Genomic DNA, 21,212 nt, shown 5'->3' on the forward strand with positions numbered 1-21,212 from the left:
CGCAGCCCACACCCATGACGATCACCGAGCTCGAAGCCCCCGTCCTCCCGTTCGCCGCCCGGCCGCAGGACTCCTGGCGCGACCTGCCCGCCCGGCAGCAGCCCGACTGGCCCGACCCGGTGGCGCTGCGCCGGGTGCTCGACGAACTCGCCGGGGCCCGCCCGCTGGTCTCGGCCGGCCAGTGCGACCGGCTGCGCAACCGGCTGGCCGCGGTCGCCCGCGGCGAGGCGTTCCTGCTGCAGGGCGGCGACTGCGCGGAGTCCTTCGACGGGGTCTCGGCCAACCAGGTCCGCGACAAGATCCAGACCCTCCAGCAGATGGCCCTGGTGCTCACCCAGGCCTCCTCGCTGCCGGTGGTCAAGCTCGGCCGGATGGCCGGCCAGTACGCCAAGCCGCGCTCCAGCGGCCACGAGACCCGCGACGGCGTCACCCTGCCCTCCTACCGGGGCGACGCCGTCAACGGCGCGGCCTTCACCGCCGCCGACCGCACGCCCGACCCGGAGCGGCTGCGCACCGCCTACCTGACCAGCGCCCGCACCCTGGAGCTGATCCGCGCCGCCAGCGAGGGCAGCAGCGCCGACCTGGAGCGGGTGCACGCCTGGAACCGCGACTTCGTGTCCGGCTCGCCCGCCCGCGACCGCTACCGCGGCCCGGTCGAGGACTTCGCGGTGACGCTGCGGCTGCTGCGCGCCTTCGGGACCCGCGGCGACTTCGGCGGCGCGGCCGAGGTGTTCACCAGCCACGAGGCGCTGCTGCTGGACTACGAGGCCGCGCTGACCCGGACCGACCCGTTCACCGGCGGGCGCTACGCCCTCTCCGCCCACCAGCTGTGGATCGGCGAGCGGACCCGCGAGCCCGGCGGCGCGCACGTCGAGTTCGCGGCCGGCATCCGCAACCCGGTGGCGGTCAAGATCGGTCCGACGGCGGAGCCCGACGAGGTGCTGGAGCTGGTCCGCCGGATCGACCCGCAGGGCGAGCCCGGCCGGCTCACCCTGATCGCCCGGATGGGCGCCGACCTGGTCCGCGACCGCCTGCCGCGGCTGGTGGCCCGGCTGGCCGCCGCCGGGTCCGCGGTCGCCTGGGTGTGCGACCCGATGCACGGCAACACGGTCGGCACGCCGAGCGGCCACAAGACCCGGCGGCTGGACGACGTGATGGACGAGGTGGCCGGCTTCTTCGAGGTCCACCGCGCGCTCGGCACCCACCCCGGCGGCCTGCACCTGGAGCTCACCGGCGAGGAGGTCACCGAGTGCGTCGGCGGCTCCCAGGAGGTCACCCTCGGCGACCTGCCGCGCCGCTACGAGACCACCTGCGACCCGCGGCTCAACCGCAGCCAGTCGCTCGACCTGGCGTTCCGCACCGCCGAACTGCTGGGCGACGGCTGGCGCTGACCCGTCCCGCCCGGGCCGGCCGCCGGACGGCTCCAGGGCCGTTCGAGCGGCCCGCCGCACAATCGGCCCGTCCGGCGTCCGCCCGGACCCCCGAGCCCTCCAGGAGGTCCCCGTGCAGGTCGACAGCGTGTTCATCAGGGCGCTCGGCGCGTTCCTTCCCGAGTCCGTCCCGCCGCCGGCCCCCGACGAGCAGTCCTCGGAGGCCGGCGGCCTGACCGGGGCGCTGGTCGCGGGCGAGGTCGCGCCGCCGGAACTCGCGGTCCGCGCGGTGCGGCAGGCCTTCGAGCGGGGCGGCGTCGACCCGGCGGAGATCTCCCTACTGCTGCACGCCTCGGTCTTCCACCAGGGTCCCGACGGCTGGCTGCCGCCCGCCTACATCGCCCGCGAGACGCTGGGCACCGCGGTGCCCGCGATCGAGATCCGGCAGGGCTGCAACGGCCTGTTCAGCGGCCTGGAGCTGGCCGTCGACCACCTGGCGGCGGACGGGTCCCGGCAGGCGGTGCTGCTCACCTCGGCGGAGAACTTCGACAACCCGCTGGTCGACCGGTGGACCGCCCACCCCGGCTCCTACCTGGGCGACGGCGCGGTCGCGCTGGTCGCCGACCGGAGCGGCGGGTTCGCCCGGCTGCGCTCGCTGGCCACCGTCTCGGTGCCCGAGCTGGAGCAGCTGCACCGCGGCACCCGGCCGCTCTTCCCGCCCGGCGCCACGTCCGGCCAGAAGCTCGAATTCGGCGCCCGCGCCAAGGAGTTCGGCGAGCTCAACCTGGTGCCGGACGGCCAGCAGCGGCTCGCCAAGGCCCGCGACGAGGTGCTCGCCCGGGTGCTCGCCGAAGCCGGCACCGAGCTGGACGAGGTGGCCTGGGTGGTGTCGATGAACAACTCCCGCCCGCACGTGGCGAAGCGGCTGATCGAGCCGCTCGGCCTGCCGATGAGCCGCTCCGGCTGGGAGTACGGGCGCGGCTTCGGGCACCTCGGGGCCTGCGACCAGTTCGTCACCCTGGAGCGGATCGTCGCCGCGGGCCGGGTCGCCCCCGGTGACAAGGTGCTGATGCTCGGCGTCGGCCCCGGCATCTCGATCGGCGGCGCCGTGGTCGAGATCCTCTCGGTCCCGGCCTGGAACTGACCTCCCCACACCTCCTCGCGGCGCGCCACCCGGGCGCCCGGCCAGGGACGCGATCACGACTCGACCGGGCCTTGAGCGGTCCCGGTCAGACTCGTGGCGCCCCGGCCGGGCGCCCGACGCGTACCGGCAGCCGCCCCACAGCGAGGAGAACCAACCGTGCGGACCCCGGACACCTACCTGGGCGCGCTGGGCGTCCACCTCCCCGACCACCTGCCGGTCGAGGCCGCGATAGCCGACGGACGCTGCGCCGCCGAGCAGTTGGAGGTCCACGGCCTCACCGGCGCGTACGCCGCCCCGAACACGCCGGCCCCCGAGCTGGCCGTGCTGGCCGGGCGCGCCGCGCTGGAGCGCTACGGCTGGTCGGCGGAGGAGATCGACCTGTTCGTCCACGTCGACGTCTTCCACCAGGGCCTGGACCTGTTCCACCCGGCGGCCTACGTGCAGCGCAGCCTGGGCGGCCGCGCGGTGCCCTCGTACGAGCTGCGGCAGGCGTGCACCGGCGTGCTGGCCGCGTTCGAGCTGGCCGCCGCGCAGCTGGCCGTGGTGCCGGAGCGGCAGTCCGCGCTGATCACCACCGGCGACAACTTCTCGCACCCGCAGACCGACCGCTGGCGGCTCGCCCCCGGCTTCCTGTTCGGCGACGTCGGCACCGCGGTCGTGCTGACCCGGCGCCCCGGCTTCGCCCGGCTGCGCGCGGTCAACACCGAGACCTTCGCGGCGCTGGAGCAGATGCACCGCGGCACCGAGCCGATGTACCCGCCGGCCGCGCCGCTGCGCGAACCGATCAGCCTGGCCGACCGGATGCAGCAGTTCCGGGAGGACAGCCCGAACGCCGGGCTGGCCCGCGAGCTGCTGGTGAAGGGTCAGGAGGCGCTGATCCGGCGGACCTTGGAGGAGGCGGACACCGACCTCTCCGAGATCACCCGGGTGTCCTTCACGCACATGAGCGGCCCCGGCACCGAGGACCGGCTGATGAAGCCGCTCGGCCTGCCGATGGACCGCTCCACCTTCGAGATCGGCCGGGACATCGGCCACGCGGGGGCCGGCGACCCGCTGATCGACCTGGACCAGCTGCTGATCGGCGGCGAACTGGCCGCCGGCGACAAGGTGCTGGTGGTCGGCCTGGGCGCGGGCGTGACGCTCGGCGCGGCGGTGATCGAGATCCTCGACCCGTCCCGGCACGCGGCGGCGGCCTGAGCGGGACTCCGCCGAATCCACTTGCAATTGGCCGCCGTTCAGGTAAATTGAACACCGATCAATCCACACTCGGTGGAGTTCTGGGATCACGGTCCGCAACGGCCGGCTATTCGAACACTTCTGGAGGAACCATGAGTGCGTCATCGACTGCCGAGGGGCTCGCCCCCGCCGGCGGGCCGGCAGCGCTGATGAGCAGCCGGCAGGTCCGCTGGACCGTGGTCGGCGTCATCCTGGCCGCGCTGCTCAGCGCACTGGACCAGGCGATCGTCGCGGTCGCCACGCTCCCGATCGTCCGGGACATCGACCCGGGCGCCAGCATCGACCTGATGCCCTGGCTGGTCACCGCCTACATGCTGGCCTCGACCGCCACCCAGCCGCTCTACGGCCGGATCTCCGACATCTTCGGCGCCAAGAAGGTCTTCCTGGCCGCCGCGATGATCTTCGTGGCCGGCTCGGCGCTCTGCGGCGTCTCGCAGAGCATGGGCCAGCTGATCGCCGCCCGCGCCCTCCAGGGCCTGGGCGCCGGCGGCCTCTACAGCGTCTCGCTGATCGTCCTGGCCAGCGTCGTCGCCCCCAAGGACCGGGCCAAGTACCAGGGCCTGGCGGGCGTCGTCATCCTGGTCTCCACCGTCCTCGGCCCGGTGCTCGGCGGCTACCTGACGGTCGACCACGCCGTGCTCGGCCTGCACACCTCCTGGCGCTGGATCTTCTACGTCAACCTGCCCATCGGCCTGGTCGGCCTCGGCGTGGTCGCCTTCAACCTGAAGCTCCCCACCCGGGCCCGCTCCCGCAGCCTCGACGTGCTCGGCTCGCTGCTCGCCATGGCCGGCACCAGCGCCGTCCTGCTGTTCACCACCTGGGGCGGCAACCGCTACGACTGGACGTCCTGGCAGATCCTCTCGCTCGGCATCGGCGGCGTGGTGCTGCTCGGCCTGTTCGTCCTGCGCCAGGCCAAGGCCGCCGAGCCGGTCATCCCGCTGCGCCTGTTCCGCGAGCCGGTCGTCGCGGTCGCCACCCCGATGCTGTTCCTGGTCGGCTTCGCGCTGATGGGCGGCATCATCTACGTCGCCACCTACCTGCAGGTGGTGTTCGGCTACTCGCCCACCTCGGCCGGTCTGCACATGATGCCGCTGGTGGTCGGCATGCTCGGCTCCTCGATCGCCGCCGGCGAGCTGATCTCCAACAAGGGCGGCTACAAGATCTACCCGATCATCGGCTCCGCCGCCGCGGTCGCCGGCCTCGCCACCCTCAGCTTCATGACCCCCGACTCCTCCTACTGGCTGCTCGCGGTCGGCGTCTTCCTGCTCGGCATCGGCATGGGCCTGCTGATGACCATCCTGCTGCTCGCCGTGCAGAACGCCGTCCCGCAGCGCGACCTCGGCACCGGCACCACCACCGCCACCTACTTCCGCACCCTCGGCCAGTCCTTCGGCGCGGCGATCTTCGGCGCCGTCCTCTCCGCCAGTTACGACTCGCACATCGCCGGCAAGGGCGTCCAGGCCCCCGGTGAGCACGGCTTCCAGGCCGAGAAGCTGGCCCACCTCGCCGCCGGGGTCAGGACCGTCGTCATCCGCGCCTTCTCCGACGCCACCGACACCGTGTTCATGGTCTCCGCGGTCGTCCTGCTGGTCTCCCTCGCGCTCTCCTTCTTCCTGCGCGAGATGCCGCTGCGCACCATCAGCGACATGGACGTGCTCGACGTCGAGTACGGCCAGCTCAACCCGGAGGCCGCCGCCGAGCAGGCCGCCGAGCAGGCCGGCGACGCCGGCCGGCCGGCCCACGCCGACAGCGTCGGCAAGCCGGTGGACCGCAGCTCGCTGCGCGCGACGGCGACCGAGTGAGACCGGCAGCGACGGCCCCGGGAGCGTGCGGGCTCCCGGGGCCGTCCCGTTCCCCGCGCCCGACCGGAGCGGGTTCGTCCGGAACCACCCGCCAGTGGCAAGCTGGGGACTGTTCGACAGGAGGAGACCCATGGCACTGCGCCGCGAAGAGGTGATCTCGGCAGCCCTGGAGCTGCTCGACGAGGCGGGGCTCGACGCCCTGTCCACCCGCCGGCTCGCCCAGCGGCTCGGGGTGCAGCCCGGCGCCCTGTACTGGCACGTCGCCAACAAGCAGGAACTGCTCTCCGCGGTCGCCGACCGGATCCTCGGCGAGGTCGCCGACGCCCAGCTGCCCACCGGCGGCCCCTGGCAGGAGCAACTGCTCGACCTGGCCACCGCCATCCGCAGCGCCCTGCTCCGCCACCGCGAGGCGGCCCGCCTGGTGGCCACCGTGCCGCCCACCCCCGGCCCCAACAGCTCGATGCGGATCGCCGAACGGATGCTCGACATCCTGCGCACGGCGGGCTTCCCGCTGGCCACCGCCGCGTACGGCAGCGACGCGCTGCTCAGCTACATCACCGGGTTCACCCTGCAGGAGCAGGCCGGCGAACCCCGCCCGCAGGACGGCGAGAAGGCCTCCGCGCTCTCCACCGAGCTGCGCACCGCGGGCTTCCCCAACATGGCGGACTGGGTGGTCGAGTGGTCCGACGACCGGGTCGGCCCGTTCCTGGCCGGCCTCGACCTGTTCGTCCGCGGCCTGCAGGGCGTCCGCCACCCCGAGGAGGCGGCGGCCCGCTGACCGCCCCGGCCCAGGACAGCCGTCGACCCCCGCAGCCGGCCCGGCCGCGGGGGTCGTCCGTCCCTCAACGCGCGGCGGCGCGGTTGCGCGCGTACAGCGCCCGGCACTCCTCGTACCCGGCCAGCGTGCCGCGCTCCGCGTGCTCGGCCAGCGACGGCGCGGTGCGGTCCTTCTCGGACACCAGCGCCTCGCCGTCCAGCCAGCGCTCCCACGGGATGCCCATGTCCGGGTCGAACGGCTGGATGTCGAACTGGGTGCCCGGCACGTACTCCGTCGAGCACAGGTAGCTCACGCAGGCGTCGTCGGTCAGTGCCACGAACCCGTGCGCCAGCCCCTCCGCCACGTACACCGCGGTGCCCTCGCTCGCGTCCAGCCGGGTCACGATGTGCCGGCCGAACGTCGGCGAGCCGAGCCGGACGTCGATCACCACGTCCACCAGCACCCCGCGCACGCAGCTGACGAACTTCGCCTGCCCCGGCGGGATGGTCACCCCGTGGATGCCGCGCAGCGTGTTGCGCGAGGAGGTCGAGTAGTTGACCTGCAGCGGGGTGAAGGCGTGGCCGGTCGCCTCGGCGAGCGCCTCGCGCCTGTACGACTCGAAGAAGTTGCCGCGCGCGTCCGGCAGCAGCTTCGGCGTGATCCGGTAGACGTCCGGGAGTTCGGTCTCGTGTATGCCCATGGCCGCCGGACTGTAGAGAGCCCCGCTAGAGCGGCGGTCGCACTCCGGCCCGCGGCCCGCCCCCAGGTCGACCGGGACTCGAGCCGCCGCCTGCACCATGCCCCGCGACGCGCAGCGAGGTGCCCGGCGACCGGCCGGCCCCAGGCGAAGGAGGTGTCACGGTGTCCCACACGGACACGCCGTCCCCCACGGACACGGCGTCCCGCCCGGACCCGCGCAGGACGGTCCGGCCGCGCACGGCCGCGGGCCGGTCGGTCCTGGTGCTGGGGGCGAGCGGCTACGTCGGCCGGCACGTCTGCCGGGCCTTCACGGCGGCCGGCGACCGGGTGAGCGGCATCGCCCGGAGCGCCCCCGCCGACCTCGCCGGGGTGCACTGGCGCCCGCTCGACCTGGTCGCCGCCACCACCGAGGACCTGGTGCGCTGCCTGGCCGGCGCCGACGTGGTGGTGAACGCCGCCGGCGCGGTCTGGGGCGTCACCGACGAGCAGATGCACCGGGCCAACGCCGAACTCCCGGCCCGGCTCGCCGAGGCCGTCGCCCGCACGCCCCGGCGGCCCCGCCTGATCCACCTCGGCTCGGTCCACGAGTACGGCCCCGGCCCGTACGGGATCGCGGTCGCCGAGACCTTCGCCCCCGCCCCCGTCACCGGCTACGGGCGCACCAAGCTGGCCGGCACCGAGGCCGTGCTGGCCGGCTGCCGCGACCGCGGACTCGACGCGCTGGTGCTGCGGATCACCAACGTCTCCGGCCCCGGCACGCCGACCGGCAGCCTGCTCGGCATGATCGCCGCGCACCTGGCGCGGGCCGCCGACGCCGACCCGGACGGCCCCCCGCCGCTGCGGCTCACCCCCCTCACCGCCGAGCGCGACTTCGTCGACGTCCGCGACGTCGCCGCCGCCGTGGTCGCCGCCGCCCGCTGCCCCGACAGCGGACTCGTGATCAACGTCGGCCGCGGTGAGACCGTCCCGGTCCGCGCCCTGGTCGACCGGCTGATCGGCCTCAGCGGCGTCCCGGTCGAGGTCGTCGAGGCCGACCGCGACGGCGGCCGGCGCGGCACCGCCGACTGGCAGACCGTCGACCTGGCCCGGGCCCGCGCCCTGCTCGGCTGGCAACCCGTCCGCGACCACGACAGCTCCCTGCGCGACCTGCTCGCCGCCGCCCTGCCCCACCGCCGCCCGGCCGCCGCCGGCCGCTAGGCCCGGCCCACCTCACCTCGAGAGACGGAGGACGCGATGCGCGTTCTGATCTGCGCAAGTCCGGTCCCCAGCCACCTCACCCCGCTGTTCCCGCAGATCTGGGCGCTGCGCGGCGCCGGGCACGAGGTGCTGCTGGCGGGCCAGCCCGACCTGGTGGCCGCCGCGCACGGCGCCGGCCTGTCGGTCGCGGTGGTCGGCGGCGAGCAGCGCGAGGTCGCCCGCCGCCGCGCCGGGCGGGCGGCCGGCCTGGTCGACCCGAACGGCGCCGGCGGCTCGCGGCAGGAGCCGCCGTGGGAGCTGCTCGCCGAGCGCTGGCGCGAGCGGGTCCGGGAGACCGCGGGCCCGCTGCTGGCGGCCGCCCGCCGCTGGCGGCCCGACCTGATCCTGGCCGACCCGCTGGAGTACACCTCGCTGCTGGTCGGCGGGGTGCTGGGCGTCCCGGTGGTGCACCACCGCTGGGGCGTCGACTCCTTCAGCACCCGCAGCTTCGGCCGGGTCCGGGAGGCGCTGGCCGAGGTCTGCGCCGAGTACGGCCTGGCCGACGGGCTGCCCGAACCCGCCCTGGTGCTCGACCCGTGCCCGCCCAGCCTGCAGGACCCGGACGCGAGCCCCGGCCGCCCGCAGCGCTTCGTCGCGTCCAACGGCGTCGGCACCGTGCCGTCCTGGGCGGAGCCGGGCGAGGCCCGCCGGGTCTGCTTCTCGCTCGGGCTGCGCACCATCGCGCTGGAGGGCGCCGAGCTGCCCGGCCGGCTGCTGCGCGCGGTCGGCGCCCTGCCCGGGATCGAGGTGGTCGCCACCGTGGAGGAGGAGTACCGCGCCGGGCTCGGCGAACTCCCCGACACCGTCAAGGTGGTGGACCCGACGCCGCTCAACCTGTTCCTGTCCGGCTGCGCGGCGGTGGTGCACCACGGCGGCAGCGGCACCGGCATGACGGCGATCAGTCTGGGCGTCCCGCAGCTGGTCGTCCCGCAGACGCCCTGGACCGCGGAGCACGGCGAGCGGATCGCGCTCAGCGGCGCCGGCATCAACCTGGCCTCCGGCGCGGAGCAGCACGACCCGGCCGTCATCGCGGCCGCGGTCGCCCGGCTGCTCGACGAGCCCGGTTACGCGGCCGCCGCCCGCAAGCTCGCCGAGGAGTCCGCGGCCCTGCCCACCCCGGCCGACCTGGTGCCCGAGCTGGTGGCCCTGGCCTCCCGCTGACCGCCCGGGCGGGCGGCGCCCCGCGCCCCGCCCGCCCGGCCGACTCCCTTGCCCGCCAGGGCTGTTCGAGCCCGGTTCGAGCGCGCCGGAGCAGAGTCGAGGAGCCGTCGGCCGACGGCGCCGACGGCCTCGACGGGAGTGGACATGGACCTGGGCATGGACGGACGCGTGGTGCTGGTGACCGGCGCCACCGGAGGGATCGGCCGGGCCGTCGCGCACGCGTACGCCGCGGCCGGCGCCCGGGTCGCGGTCGCCTACCGCTCGAACGCCGGGCTCGCCGCCAAGCTGGTCGCGGAGCTCGGCGGCGAGGAGCGCGCCTGCGCCGTGCCCTACGCGCTCGACGACCCGCAGTCGCCGCGGCGCGCCGTGGCGGAGGTCGAGGCCCGCTGGGGCGCGGTCGACGTGCTGGTGGCGAACGCCGTCCGCTGGGGCGAGCGGCGGGTCCCGGGCACCGCGTTCGAGGAGGTGCCGGAGGAGAGCTGGCTGCCGGTGATCGAGGACAACCTGGCGCCGGCCATCCGCACCGTCCAGTCCGTGGTCGGCGGGATGCGGGCGCGCGGCTGGGGCCGGATCGTGCTGATCTCCTCGCACAACGCGCTGGGCGGCAACCGCGGCCAGGAGTTCTACGGCGCCGCCAAGGCGGGCCTGCACGGCCTGGCCCGCAGCCTGATGTGGGACCTGACCGGCACCGGCGTGCTGGTCAACGTGGTCTGCCCGGGGCTGACCAGCACCGAGCGGGTCACCACCGGGCTGCCCGAACCGATCCGCGAGCGCGAGCGGGCCGGCACCCCGACCGGCCGCCTGAGCAGCCCCGAGGACGTCGCCCGCGCCGTGCTGTTCCTCGGCTCGGACGCCAACGGCAACGTCACCGGCGAGGCGCTGACGGTCGCCGGCGGGCGCTGACCCCCGCATCCCGAACCAGCCAGTCAGCCAGTGGAGGACACCACCATGCGCATTCTCTTCACCACCTGGGCCGCGCCCTCGCACCTGTTCCCGAGCGTGCCGCTGGCCTGGGCGTTCCAGGCGGCCGGGCACGAGGTGCGGGTGGCCGCGCCGCCCAACTGCGAAGCGGCGGTCAACGGCGCCGGACTGATCGCGGTCCGGGCCGGCGAGGTCCCGGACGTCGCCAAGGGGTCGACGGGCGGCAAGCTCGCCGCCTGGCACCTGCAGAACAGCTGGCCCGCCGACTGGCCGCTGCGCGCCCCGTCCCTGGCGCCGGAGCAGCGCGACATCCTGCGGGCGCTCGGGGAGAAGCAGGTCCGGATCGCCGAGGGCATGGTCGACGACGTGCTGGCGCACGCCCGCGCCTGGCGGCCCGACCTGGTCGTGCACGACGCCGGCAGCTACGCCGGGACGATCGCGGCGGCCGTCCTCGGGGCGCCGGCGATCAGTCAGATGTGGGGCAGCGCCGCCGTCCTGGGCCTGGAGCGCGAGGACCTGCAGGGTGACTTCCTGCCCGGATACCGGGCGCTGTTCCGGCGCCACGGGGTGGAACCGGAGCAGGGGCCGGTGCGCTGGCTGGACCCGTGCCCGCCGACCCTGGCGCTGCCGTCCGCGGCGCCGAAGCTGCCGGTGCGGTTCGTTCCCTACAACGGCCCGGGCAGCCACCCCGAGTGGCTGGACCGGCCCGTGGACCGGCCCCGGGTGTGCATCACCTGGGGGGTCACGGCCGGCAAGCTCGCCCCGGGGGCGGCGCTGCCCGCGCCGCTGCTGGCCGCCGCGGAGCAGCTGGCGGCGGGCGGCGTGGAGGTGGTGCTGGCGGTGACGGCCGCGCAGCGCGAGCAGCTCACCGACCTGCCGGCCGGGGTGCGGGCGGTCAGCGGGCTGCCGCTGAGCCTGCTGCTGCCGAGCTGCCGGGCGGTGGTCCACCAGGGCGGCGGCGGCACCACGATGACGGCCACGCTGGCCGGCATCCCGCAACTGGTGGTGGCGCCGCGGCCGGAGCAGATGCTGACCGGCGCCCGGCTGGCCGCGTCCGGCGCGGGCCGCCAGCTGTCGGCGAACGAGCTGGCGGGCGGCCCCGAGGCGGGGACGCTGCTGGCCAAGGAGGTGTCGGCGCTGCTGGAGGAGCCCGGTTACGCGGCCGCCGCGGCGGGGCTGCGGGCCGAGATGCTCGCGATGCCCAGCCCGGCCGAGACGGTGCCGCTGCTGCTGGCGGAAACCGGAACCGGGCGCTGATCGTCCGTCAAGTCCCGCTCCAGCCCCGCCCCGCAAGCTGGTGTCCGACCCCCGCATCGAACTGACGTGTCAGCCCACCGGACCAGGAGGAAAACCGCGATGAGCGTGCACAAGGAGCTCGTCCTCGACGAGGTTCGCAAGTTCCACCAGGAGCAGGAACAGCAGCGTGGCGAGTTCGTGCCCGGCGTCACCGAGATCTGGCCGTCCGGCGCGGTGCTGGACGAGGAGGACCGGGTCGCCCTGGTCGAGGCCGCGCTGACCATGCGGATCGCCGCCGGACCCAGCTCCCGCAAGTTCGAGTCCGCGTTCGCCAAGCGGCTGGGGCGGCGCAAGGCCCACCTGACCAACTCGGGCTCCTCGGCGAACCTGCTGGCGGTCTCCGCCCTGTGCCAGCCCGAACTCGGCGACAAGGCGCTCAAGCCGGGCGACGAGGTGATCACCGTCGCGGCGGGCTTCCCCACCACCGTCAACCCGATCCTGCAGAACGGGTTGATCCCGGTCTTCGTGGACGTGGAACTCGGCACCTACAACACCACCGCCGAGCGGGTGGCCGCCGCGATCGGCCCGAAGACCCGGGCGATCATCATCGCGCACGCCCTCGGCAACCCGTTCGAGGTCGGCGAGGTGGCCCAGCTCGCCAAGGAGCACGGCCTCTACCTCATCGAGGACGACTGCGACGCGGTCGGCGCCACCTACGACGGCAAGCCCACCGGCACCTTCGGGGACCTGACCACGGTCAGCTTCTACCCGGCGCACCACCTCACGATGGGTGAGGGCGGCTGCGTGCTGACCTCCAACCTGGCACTGGCCCGGATCGTGGAGTCGCTGCGCGACTGGGGCCGGGACTGCTGGTGCGAACCCGGCATGAACAACACCTGCTTCAAGCGGTTCGAGTACCAGCTCGGCGACCTGCCGGCCGGCTACGACCACAAGTACATCTTCTCGCACGTCGGTTACAACCTGAAGGGCACCGACATCCAGGCCGCCCTCGGCCTCAGCCAGCTCGCCAAGCTCGACGGCTTCATCGAGGCCCGCCGCCGCAACTGGCGCCGGCTGCGCGAGGGCCTCGACGGCGTGCCCGGCCTGCTGCTCCCGGAGCCGACCCAGAAGTCCGACCCGAGCTGGTTCGGCTTCGTCATCACCGTCAAGCCGGACGCCCCGTTCACCCGTGCCGCGCTGGTCGACTTCCTGGAGGACCGGAAGATCGGCACCCGCCGCCTGTTCGCCGGCAACCTCACCCGGCAGCCCGCCTACATCGGCCGCCCGCACCGGATCGTCGGTGACCTGACCAACAGCGACATCATCACCGAGCACACCTTCTGGGTCGGCGTCTACCCGGGCCTGAGCGAGGCCCAGCTCGACTACATCGTCGAGTCGGTCCGCGAGTTCGTCGCCAAGAACAGCTGAGGAGCCGTCAGATGTCCGCACCGGACTCCGCTCCGGCCGCCGTCCGGCCGCGCGAGGACGCCGCGCTCGCGGCCCGGATCGCCCGGTCGGCCGCCGCCACCGAGGGCGCCCGGCTGAGCACCGCGCAGTTCGCCGAGTGGCTGGCCGGGCGCGGCCGGGCCAACGACTTCAAGGTGGAGAAGATCCCGTTCGCCGAGCTGGTCGGCTGGTCCTTCGACCCGGACACCGGCAACCTGGTGCACCGCAGCGGCCGGTTCTTCTCGGTGGAGGGCCTGCACGTCACCGTCGACGACGGCCCCTACCGCGAGTGGCACCAGCCGATCATCAAGCAGCCCGAGGTCGGCATCCTGGGCATCGTGGTCAAGGAGTTCGACGGCGTCCTGCACTGCCTGATGCAGGCCAAGATGGAGCCCGGCAACCGCAACCTGCTGCAGCTCTCGCCGACCGTCCAGGCCACCCGCAGCAACTACACCAAGGTGCACAAGGGCGCGGACGTGAAGTACATCGAGTACTTCATCGGCGGCCGCCCGCGCCGGGTGCTGGCCGACGTGCTGCAGTCCGAGCACGGCTCCTGGTTCTTCCACAAGAGCAACCGCAACATGATCGTCGAGGCGCTGGACGAAGTCCCGCTGCACGAGGACTTCTGCTGGCTGACCTTCGGGCAGATCGCCGAACTGCTGCGCCGCGACAACGTGGTCAACATGGACTCGCGCACCGTGCTGGCCTGCGCCCCGCACCCGGACCCGGACGGCCGGGCGCTGCACCCGGACACCGAACTGCTGTCCTGGTTCACCGGTCAGCGCTCCCGCTACGACATCCGGGCCGAGCGGGTCCCGCTGGCCGGCCTGCCCGGCTGGAAGCAGGGCGAGCACTCGATCGACCACGAGCAGGGCCGGTTCTTCCAGGTGGTCGCCGTCAGCGTGACGGCCGGCAGCCGCGAGGTCACCAGCTGGACCCAGCCGCTGATCGAACCCGTCGGCCCTGGCGTCGCCGCCTTCCTCACCCGGCGGATCGACGGCGTCCGGCACGTGCTGGCGCACGCCAAGGTCGAGGGCGGCTTCCTGGACGCCGTCGAACTCGCCCCCACCGTCCAGTGCACCCCCGGCAACCACGACCGGCTGCCGCCGTTCCTCGACCTGGTGCTGGACGCCGCACCCGAACGGATCCGCTACCGGGCCGTGCACTCCGAGGAGGGCGGGCGCTTCCTGCACGCCGAGGCCGACTACCTGATCGTCGAGGTCGGCGACCTGGTGCCGGTCGAGGAACCGGAGGGCTACGCCTGGGTGACGCCGGGTCAGCTCGCCACCCTGGTCCGGCACGGCCACTACGTGAACGTCCAGGCCCGCACCCTGCTGGCCGTCCTGAACGGGCTCCCCGAGGATGACTGACACCGCGCTGCGGATCGGCGTGCTGGGCTGCGCGGAGATCGCCCGGCGGCGGATGCTGCCCGCGATCGCCGCGCAGCCCGGCCTCCGGCTGGCCGCGATCGCCAGCCGGGACCCCGAGCGCGCGAAGCCGCTCGCCGAGCAGTACGGCTGCCGGGCGGTGACCGGCTACCGCGCCCTGGTCGAGGACCCCGACGTGGACGCGGTGTACGTGCCGCTGCCGATCGCGCTGCACGCCGACTGGACCGCCGCCGCGCTGGAGGCCGGCAAGCACGTGCTGGCCGAGAAGCCGCTCACCGCCGACCCGCAGTCCACCCTCGCCCTGCAGCGGCTGGCCGAACGGCGCGGGCTGGTGCTGCGGGAGAACGTGATGTTCGTCCACCACCCGGTGCACGAACAGGTCCGCCGGCTGGTCGCCGACGGCGCGATCGGCGAGCTGCGGATGTTCTCCGCCGCCTTCGCCGTCCCCGCGCTGCCGCCCACCGACATCCGGCACCGACCCGAACTCGGCGGCGGAGCCCTGCTCGACGTCGGCTACTACCCGGTCCGGGCCGCGCTGCACCTCCTGGGCCCGCAGCTCACCGTGGCCGGCGCCGCCCTGCACCGCGGCGGCAGCGGCGCGGTGGACACCTCCGGCACGGCCCTGCTGCTCGCCCCCGGCGGGGTGCTCGGCCAGCTCGCCTTCGGGATGGACCACGCCTACCGCAACAGCTACGAACTCTGGGGCAGCACCGGCCGGATCCGGGTCGACCGGGCCTTCACCCCGCCCGCCGACACGGCCCCCGGCGTGCTGCTGGAACGCGGCGGCGACCGCGAACAGCTCGTCGCCCCCGCCGTCGACCAGGTCGCCGCCACCCTCGCCGCGTTCACCGCCGCCGTCGCCGAAGGAGCCACCGCCGCCGATCCGCTGATCCACCGTCAGGCCGAGCTGCTGCGCGCCGTGCGCGCCGCGGCCACCCCTGCCCGCCCCTGAGCCGAACGGGCGATCCCCGGCCCGACCGACTCCACGCCACCTGCGCTTCATTACTCTAAGTTGAGTAGACGTGCCAGTGCGTGACCGCATTGGTGTAGGGTCCGAGGCGGGAACACCGGTACGGCCTCGGGCCGGAGGGGGAGATGTCGATTGAACTCCACCGAATCGGTGCCGCCTGCCCGTTCCTCGCTGCGCCGGGTCGCGGCCGTGCTGCTCGCGGTGCTCTGCGCCGGGTACGCCGCAGGTGCCGCCATCGGCTGGGGCTCGACTGAACTCGCACTGGTGATGGGGGACTTCGGTCTCGCCGGGGCGGCCCTCGTGGCCGCCCTGTCCTGTCTCGGGCACGGCATCGCGGTGGGCGGCCACACCCGGCCCGCCTGGCTGCTGTTCGGCCTGTCCTCCGCCATGGTGGCCTTCGGCAACGGCGCCTGGGGCTGGTACGAGGTGGTGCTGGGCAAGCCGCTGCCGCCGGACTCGCTCGCCGACTACGCCTTCCTGCTGTTCGCCCCGCTCGCCATCACCGGCCTGCTGGTGCTCGCCCAGCGCCCGCGCACCCCGGCCGGCTGGCTCTGCCTGCTGCTGGACGGCTGGCTGGTGGCCGGCTCACTGTTCACCCTCAGCTGGAGCCTGGCGCTCGGCCGGGTCGCCGCCGGGGACGGCGACGACCCGCTGAAGCTCGCCCTCGGCCTCGGCTACCCGGTCCTGGACATCCTGCTGGTCAGCCTGGTGGTCGGCCTGAACTTCCGCCGCCGGGACGGCAACCGGGCCGCCGTGCACACCGCGATGATCGGCCTGGCGCTGACCGTGGTCTGCGACGCCCTGTTCACCACCCCGCAGTTCCACAGCGACTACCACTCCGGCGAACTGCTCGACGCCGGCTGGTTCGCCGGCTCCGTGCTGCTCGCCTGGGCCCCCTGGTCGCACGCCCGCCGCCCGCTGCGCCAGCACCCCTCCGCGCAGGGCCTGCCGCGCCGCCGGGTGGCCTCCACCTTCAGCGCCCTCACCCCGTACGCGGCCGCCGCGGTGTGCACCGCCGCGATCCTCTACAACGCCCTCGGCGGCCGCTCGATCGACCGGGTGATGCTGGCCGCCGCCAGCACCGTCGGCCTGGCCCTGATCGTCCGTCAGGGCGTGATGCTGCTCGACAACCTGTCACTGGCCCAGGAGCTCGCCACCAAGGAGGCGCACTTCCGCTCCCTGGTGCAGGGCTCCAGCGACGTCATCATGATCGCCGGGCCGTCCGGCGCGCTCTCCTACGTCAGCCCCGCCGCGCTGCGGGTCTACAACCGCGACCCGGAGGACCTGGTCGGCGGCAACCTGCTCAACCTGGTCCACCCCGAGGACGTCGACCGGGTGCTGGCCGAGGTCCGCCGGATCCTGGCCCGCACCAAGGGCGCCCGGTTCAGCAACGGCGAGCCCTCCGCCCGGGTCGAGTGCCGGATCCGCTCCGGCGAGGGGGAGTGGCTGCACGTCGAGTCCACCGTCAACCCGTACCGCGACGGGCTGATCCTGAACAGCCGCGACATCACCGAACGGGTCCGGCTGCAGGCCCAGTTGCAGCACAACGCGTTCCACGACCCGCTCACCGACCTGCCCAACCGGGCGCTGTTCGCGCACCGGGTCCGGGCCGCGCTCTCCGCCCAGGGCCCGGTCGGCACCGCCGTCGCCGTGCTCTTCCTCGACCTGGACGGCTTCAAGGCCGTCAACGACACCGCCGGGCACCAGGTCGGCGACGAGCTGCTGGTGCAGGCCGCCCGCCGGCTGCAGGCCGCCGTCCGCAGCGAGGACACCGTGGCCCGGTTCGGCGGCGACGAGTTCGCCGTCCTGGTCCGCGGCCGGCTCGGCCACCCGCAGGTCCGCGACCTCGCCGAACGGATCCGCGGCGCGCTCTCCGAGCCGTACTGGATCGGCGGCGCCGAACTCGGCGTCGCCGCCTCGATCGGCATCGCGTTCGGCCCCGACACCCCGCTGCCGGTCCCCGAGCCCGCCCCCGCCGAGCACGGCGCCGAACCCGCCCGGCCCGCCGACGGCCCCGCCGGGTCCGCCGCCGACGAGCTGCTCCGCAACGCCGACCTGGCGATGTACCAGGCCAAGTCGCGCGGCAAGGGCCGGGTGGTGCTCTACACCTCCGCCATGCGCGCCGAACTCGACCGCCGCAGCGAACTCGAGGAGCGTCTGCGCGCCGCCGTCCGGGAGGGCTCCTTCACCCTGCTGCACCAGCCCGTGGTCGACCTGGCCGGCGGCCGGCTCACCGGCGTCGAGGCCCAGGCCCGCTGGCGCTCCGCCCAGGGCATGCTGCTCACCCCCGCCGAGTTCCTGCGCACCGCCGAGTCCGGCGACGCCGCCACCCGGTTCGCCCGCTGGCTGCTCACCGAGGCGGTCGCCGCCGCCGCCCGCCGCCGCGCCGACGGCCCCGCCGCACCTCCCGTCCCGGTCACCGTCCGGCTGGCCGCCGAACGGCTCTGCGCCCCCGGCATGTACGAGACGCTGGCCGGCGCCCTGCGCGACAGCGGCCTGCCGCCCGAACTGCTGGTGCTGGAGGTCGCCCGCACCGGCCCCGACGCGCTGGCCGACGAACTCGGCCGCCGGCTGGCCGCGTTCCGCCGCCTCGGGGTGTCCACCGCGCTCGCCGGGTTCGGCGCCGGCGGGGGCTCGCTCGGTGTGCTCGCCCGGATGCCCTTCGACGCGCTGAAGCTCGACCGCAGCCTGGTCCAGGACCTCGCCGACTCCACTCTCACCAGGGCGCTGGCCGGGCACGCGCTGCGCCTCGGCCGGGACCTCGGCCTGGTCACCGGCGCCGACGGCGTCGACCACCCCCGGCAGGTCGCCGCCCTGCAGGAACTCGGCTGCCGGCGCGGCCAGGGCCTGGCCTTCGACCGGCCGCTCGACGAACTGCGGCTGCGCCGCGCCCTGTTGCGGCGCGGCTACCCGGTGCCGCGCCCCGCCCAGGGACTCGGCGGCCGCCGCGCCCTGCTCGCGCCCGACCCGCGAACGGGTGGACTGGCGGAGGCCGCAGCCACCCGCCCCGGCCACCCGCACACCGCCCTCGACCTGCCACAACGCCACACCGTGGGCGGTCCGGGCGGCGGCCCGCATGGTGAGACGGCGGTTCCACCAGCTTGACACCCGCCACTGCGTGGGAGGAAGGTCGGTGCCATGACCACCCGAATTCTCGTACTTGGCGGGCGCGTCGGCTGAAACCGGCCCGACGCGCCTCCCCCTCGCATGCCGTTGGCACGAGGGGTTTTTTGTTGCACGAATCCTGGTTGGCCATCGCAGCACCACTGGCCTCAACCACCTGAAATCCGGACGATTGAGGCAGAGCCGGAGACCGGTCCGGGGCGCTCCGCCGCCCGGCCCGGCCGAACCCGAGCAGAACCCGAGAAGAGACAGGCAGATGACTGAGCACGCCGCAACCCCCCGCCGCGGGGACCACCCGGCAGCCCACGCTCCGGGTCAGCAGACCACCGAGACCATGACCGGCGCGCAGTCGCTCATCCGCTCGCTCGAGGCCGTAGGGGCCGACACGGTCTTCGGCATCCCCGGTGGTGCGATCCTCCCCGCCTACGACCCGCTGATGGACTCCACCAAGGTCCGCCACATCCTGGTCCGCCACGAGCAGGGCGCCGGCCACGCCGCGACCGGCTACGCGCAGGCCACCGGCCGGGTCGGCGTCTGCATGGCCACCTCGGGTCCGGGCGCGACCAACCTGGTCACCCCGATCGCCGACGCCTACATGGACTCGGTGCCGATGGTCGCCATCACCGGCCAGGTCGCCTCCAAGGCGATCGGCACGGACGCCTTCCAGGAGGCGGACATCTGCGGCATCACCATGCCGATCACCAAGCACAACTACCTGGTGACCGACCCGGCCGAGATCCCGCGCGTCATCGCGGAGGCCTTCCACATCGCCGCCACCGGCCGCCCCGGCCCGGTCCTGGTCGACATCGCCAAGGACGCCCTGCAGGCGACCACGGTCTTCCGCTGGCCGGTCGAGACCTCGCTGCCGGGCTACCGCCCCGTCACCAAGCCGCACGCCAAGCAGATCCGCGAGGCCGCCAAGCTGCTGGTGAACGCCAAGCGCCCGGTGCTGTACGTCGGCGGCGGCGTGCTCAAGGCCAAGGCCGGCGCCGAACTGCGGATCCTGGCCGAGCTGACCGGCGCCCCCGTGGTCACCACCCTGATGGCGATCGGCGTCTTCCCGGACAGCCACCCGCAGCACCTGGGCATGCCCGGCATGCACGGCTCGGTCCCCGCCGTCACCGCACTGCAGAAGTCCGACCTGCTGTTCACCCTGGGCGCCCGCTTCGACGACCGGGTCACCGGCAAGCTGGACTCCTTCGCCCCGAACGCCAAGGTCGTGCACGCCGACATCGACCCGGCGGAGATCGGCAAGAACCGCCCGGCGGACGTCCCGATCGTCGGCGACGCCCGCGAGGTGCTGGCCGACCTGATCGTCGCCGTCCAGGCCGAGTTCGACGCCGGCCACCGCGGCGACTACGCGGACTGGTGGAGCAGGCTCAACGAGTGGAAGACCACCTACCCGCTGGGCTACGAGCCCGCCCCCGCCGGCGAGCTGTCCCCGCAGCAGGTGATCGAGCGGATCGGCCAGCTGGTCGGCCCGGACGCCATCTACGCCGCGGGCGTCGGCCAGCACCAGATGTGGGCCAGCCAGTTCATCCAGTTCGAGAAGCCCGCGACCTGGCTGAACTCCGGCGGCGCCGGGACGATGGGTTACGCCGTCCCCGCCGCGATGGGCGCCAAGGCCGGCCGGCCGGACACCCCGGTCTGGGCGATCGACGGCGACGGCTGCTTCCAGATGACCAATCAGGAACTGACCACCTGCACCCTGAACAACCTCCCGATCAAGGTCGCGGTCATCAACAACGGGTCGCTGGGCATGGTCCGCCAGTGGCAGACCCTGTTCTACAACCAGCGGTACTCCAACACCGTGCTGCACGCCGGTCCCGGTCACGACGGCATCGAGCCGCCCGCCCAGGGCACCCGCGTCCCCGACTTCGTGCTGCTCTCCGAGGCGATGGGCGCGGTCGGCCTGCGCTGCGAGCGCCCGGAGGACCTGGACGACGTGATCAAGCAGGCGATGGAGATCAACGACCGCCCGGTGGTCATCGACTTCATCGTCCACCAGGACGCCATGGTCTGGCCGATGGTCGCGGCCGGCACCAGCAACGACGAGATCCTGTTCGCCCGGGGCGTGCGCCCCGACTTCGGCGACGACCTGGACTGACGGACCAGAAAGCGATGACCACTATGTCCAAGCACACCCTGTCCGTCCTGGTCGAGAACAAGCCCGGCGTGCTCGCCCGGATCGCCGCGCTGTTCTCCCGCCGCGGCTTCAACATCGACTCGCTCGCGGTCGGCCCGACCGAACACCCCGACATCTCCCGGATGACCATCGTGGTCAACGTCGAGGAGCTGCCGCTGGAGCAGGTCACCAAGCAGCTCAACAAGCTGGTCAACGTGATCAAGATCGTGGAGCTGGACCAGAGCCAGGCCGTCCAGCGCGAGCTGGTCCTGGTCAAGGTCCGGGCCGACGCCGAGACCCGCTCCCAGGTGGTCGAGATCGTCCAGCTGTTCCGCGCCAAGACCGTCGACGTGTCGCCCGATGCGGTGACGATCGAGGCGACCGGCTCCTCCGACAAGCTGGAGGCCATGCTGCGGATGCTGGAGCCTTACGGCATCAAGGAGTTGGTGCAGTCCGGCCTGGTCGCGATCGGCCGCGGCGCCCGCTCCATCACCGACCGCTCGCTGCGCGCCCTCGACCGCAGCGCCTGACGCGGCCGTCTCAACACTCAAGCACCGACGTCGAAGTCCTGTCGGGTGGGCCTACGGTAGGAACCCCC

The 21,212-nt window shown here is 74.0% G+C and carries 16 protein-coding genes; 15 read left to right on the forward strand and 1 reads right to left on the reverse strand.

Translation table 11 applies throughout. From position 1 onward, the window contains the following. The first annotated feature begins 14 nt into the window (after window positions 1-14). The 5 genes from BX266_RS23155 (at window position 15) to BX266_RS23175 (ending at window position 6,330) form a co-directional block, all read left to right on the forward strand. The gene (locus tag BX266_RS23155) at window positions 15-1,391 is read left to right on the forward strand and encodes a class II 3-deoxy-7-phosphoheptulonate synthase (protein ID WP_099902737.1); all 1,377 of its coding nucleotides are present in this window, start codon (window positions 15-17) and stop codon (window positions 1,389-1,391) included. Between the two features lie 112 nt (window positions 1,392-1,503). Beyond that, the gene (locus BX266_RS23160; RefSeq protein ID WP_099902739.1) at window positions 1,504-2,514 is read left to right on the forward strand and encodes a ketoacyl-ACP synthase III family protein; all 1,011 of its coding nucleotides are present in this window, start codon (window positions 1,504-1,506) and stop codon (window positions 2,512-2,514) included. Window positions 2,515-2,670: 156 nt separating this feature from the next. Continuing rightward, complete coding sequence (locus tag BX266_RS23165; RefSeq protein ID WP_099902741.1) at window positions 2,671-3,711, forward strand: ketoacyl-ACP synthase III family protein; 1,041 nt, start codon at window positions 2,671-2,673, stop codon at window positions 3,709-3,711. Window positions 3,712-3,842: 131 nt separating this feature from the next. Then, on the forward strand, window positions 3,843-5,552 hold the full coding sequence (locus tag BX266_RS23170; protein WP_099902743.1) for an MDR family MFS transporter: 1,710 nt from the start codon (window positions 3,843-3,845) through the stop codon (window positions 5,550-5,552). A gap of 130 nt (window positions 5,553-5,682) precedes the next feature. Next, entirely contained in the window at window positions 5,683-6,330 is a 648-nt protein-coding gene (locus tag BX266_RS23175) for a TetR/AcrR family transcriptional regulator C-terminal domain-containing protein (RefSeq protein WP_099902745.1), read from the forward strand. A 64-nt stretch (window positions 6,331-6,394) separates the two neighbouring features. Here BX266_RS23175 and BX266_RS23180 read toward each other — a convergent pair whose 3' ends face one another. After that, window positions 6,395-7,009: a dTDP-4-dehydrorhamnose 3,5-epimerase family protein gene (locus tag BX266_RS23180; protein WP_099902747.1), complete on the reverse strand. Its 615-nt coding sequence runs from the start codon at window positions 7,007-7,009 to the stop codon at window positions 6,395-6,397. A 161-nt stretch (window positions 7,010-7,170) separates the two neighbouring features. On the opposite strand from BX266_RS23180, the gene BX266_RS23185 reads away from it, so the two are divergent. From BX266_RS23185 to ilvN, 10 genes are all read left to right on the forward strand, one after another. Then, window positions 7,171-8,205 carry an NAD(P)-dependent oxidoreductase gene (locus BX266_RS23185; protein WP_180290583.1) on the forward strand — a complete coding sequence of 345 codons (1,035 nt, stop codon included), beginning with the start codon at window positions 7,171-7,173 and terminating at the stop codon, window positions 8,203-8,205. A gap of 36 nt (window positions 8,206-8,241) precedes the next feature. Further along, window positions 8,242-9,405, forward strand: a complete 1,164-nt coding sequence (locus tag BX266_RS23190) for a nucleotide disphospho-sugar-binding domain-containing protein (RefSeq protein ID WP_099902751.1) — start codon at window positions 8,242-8,244, stop codon at window positions 9,403-9,405. A 144-nt stretch (window positions 9,406-9,549) separates the two neighbouring features. Then, window positions 9,550-10,308 carry an SDR family oxidoreductase gene (locus tag BX266_RS23195; RefSeq protein WP_099902753.1) on the forward strand — a complete coding sequence of 253 codons (759 nt, stop codon included), beginning with the start codon at window positions 9,550-9,552 and terminating at the stop codon, window positions 10,306-10,308. A 45-nt stretch (window positions 10,309-10,353) separates the two neighbouring features. Beyond that, window positions 10,354-11,583, forward strand: a complete 1,230-nt coding sequence (locus BX266_RS23200) for a nucleotide disphospho-sugar-binding domain-containing protein (protein ID WP_099908205.1) — start codon at window positions 10,354-10,356, stop codon at window positions 11,581-11,583. A 99-nt stretch (window positions 11,584-11,682) separates the two neighbouring features. Next, window positions 11,683-12,990 carry a lipopolysaccharide biosynthesis protein RfbH gene (gene rfbH / locus BX266_RS23205; protein ID WP_099902755.1) on the forward strand — a complete coding sequence of 436 codons (1,308 nt, stop codon included), beginning with the start codon at window positions 11,683-11,685 and terminating at the stop codon, window positions 12,988-12,990. Window positions 12,991-13,001: 11 nt separating this feature from the next. Then, on the forward strand, window positions 13,002-14,378 hold the full coding sequence (locus tag BX266_RS23210; protein WP_099902757.1) for an NDP-hexose 2,3-dehydratase family protein: 1,377 nt from the start codon (window positions 13,002-13,004) through the stop codon (window positions 14,376-14,378). Then, window positions 14,371-15,348 (forward strand): Gfo/Idh/MocA family protein, encoded by a 978-nt coding sequence (locus tag BX266_RS23215; RefSeq protein ID WP_099902759.1) that lies wholly within the window; start codon window positions 14,371-14,373, stop codon window positions 15,346-15,348. Before BX266_RS23210 ends, BX266_RS23215 begins: the two co-directional genes overlap by 8 nt. A gap of 150 nt (window positions 15,349-15,498) precedes the next feature. Continuing rightward, complete coding sequence (locus BX266_RS23220; RefSeq protein ID WP_099902761.1) at window positions 15,499-18,471, forward strand: bifunctional diguanylate cyclase/phosphodiesterase; 2,973 nt, start codon at window positions 15,499-15,501, stop codon at window positions 18,469-18,471. Window positions 18,472-18,745: 274 nt separating this feature from the next. Continuing rightward, on the forward strand, window positions 18,746-20,596 hold the full coding sequence (locus BX266_RS23225; RefSeq protein ID WP_099902764.1) for an acetolactate synthase large subunit: 1,851 nt from the start codon (window positions 18,746-18,748) through the stop codon (window positions 20,594-20,596). Between the two features lie 23 nt (window positions 20,597-20,619). Further along, complete coding sequence (gene ilvN / locus BX266_RS23230) at window positions 20,620-21,144, forward strand: acetolactate synthase small subunit (RefSeq protein WP_099902766.1); 525 nt, start codon at window positions 20,620-20,622, stop codon at window positions 21,142-21,144. Window positions 21,145-21,212: the final 68 nt, after the last annotated feature.

The organism is Streptomyces sp. TLI_171 (genome assembly GCF_003610255.1).
In the GTDB taxonomy this organism is placed as follows: Bacteria; Actinomycetota; Actinomycetes; order Streptomycetales; family Streptomycetaceae; genus Kitasatospora.

Coding starts and splice junctions, on each gene's coding strand:
- BX266_RS23155 (WP_099902737.1), top strand. CDS start 15: ATGACGATCACCGAGCTCGAAGCCCCCGTCCTCCCGTTCGCCGCCCGG.
- BX266_RS23170 (WP_099902743.1), top strand. CDS start 3,843: ATGAGTGCGTCATCGACTGCCGAGGGGCTCGCCCCCGCCGGCGGGCCG.
- BX266_RS23175 (WP_099902745.1), top strand. CDS start 5,683: ATGGCACTGCGCCGCGAAGAGGTGATCTCGGCAGCCCTGGAGCTGCTC.
- BX266_RS23180 (WP_099902747.1), bottom strand. CDS start 7,009: ATGGGCATACACGAGACCGAACTCCCGGACGTCTACCGGATCACGCCG.
- BX266_RS23190 (WP_099902751.1), top strand. CDS start 8,242: ATGCGCGTTCTGATCTGCGCAAGTCCGGTCCCCAGCCACCTCACCCCG.
- BX266_RS23195 (WP_099902753.1), top strand. CDS start 9,550: ATGGACCTGGGCATGGACGGACGCGTGGTGCTGGTGACCGGCGCCACC.
- BX266_RS23200 (WP_099908205.1), top strand. CDS start 10,354: ATGCGCATTCTCTTCACCACCTGGGCCGCGCCCTCGCACCTGTTCCCG.
- rfbH (WP_099902755.1), top strand. CDS start 11,683: ATGAGCGTGCACAAGGAGCTCGTCCTCGACGAGGTTCGCAAGTTCCAC.
- BX266_RS23210 (WP_099902757.1), top strand. CDS start 13,002: ATGTCCGCACCGGACTCCGCTCCGGCCGCCGTCCGGCCGCGCGAGGAC.
- BX266_RS23215 (WP_099902759.1), top strand. CDS start 14,371: ATGACTGACACCGCGCTGCGGATCGGCGTGCTGGGCTGCGCGGAGATC.
- BX266_RS23225 (WP_099902764.1), top strand. CDS start 18,746: ATGACTGAGCACGCCGCAACCCCCCGCCGCGGGGACCACCCGGCAGCC.
- ilvN (WP_099902766.1), top strand. CDS start 20,620: ATGTCCAAGCACACCCTGTCCGTCCTGGTCGAGAACAAGCCCGGCGTG.